This is a genomic window from Streptomyces sp. NRRL WC-3549, assembly GCF_000721935.1.
Lineage (GTDB): Bacteria > Actinomycetota > Actinomycetes > Streptomycetales > Streptomycetaceae > Streptomyces.
This window is the reverse complement of sequence record NZ_KL585423.1, coordinates 153,158-153,493: the sequence shown is the minus strand read 5'-3', so window position 1 is coordinate 153,493 and position 336 is coordinate 153,158. Positions and strand designations below refer to the sequence as shown.

Genomic DNA, 336 nt, shown 5'->3' with positions numbered 1-336 from the left:
CCCCTGCCACATCGAGCCGTCACCGTACGGGGGGATGCGGGCGATGCTGCGCGTTCCGGCCCACCTGCTCACCGTGATGGACGACGACAGGACCCTGTCCGTGCTCGCCCCGGCACCGGTGCCCGCACGCCCTCCCGCCGACCGGGGGAGCCAAGCCGCCCGCGAGGACGACGCGGTGGACGAGGACGGGACCACCGGCCGGTCCGCGGACGGCGGTACGGGCCGGGGCCCGGACACGTCCACGGACGGTGACACGGGCGGGGGCCCAGGCGTGAGAAGTGAAGGCGGGGCGGCCGTCCCCACCCCGGCCCCGGCCGAGGCCCCCGTCCCGGCGGA

General features: G+C 78.0%; 1 pseudogene. It reads left to right on the top strand.

The window, feature by feature from the left end:
* Positions 1-43: 43 nt before the first annotated feature.
* Positions 44-336 (top strand): annotated as a pseudogene (locus tag IH13_RS0127100) (hypothetical protein); the annotation flags it as partial.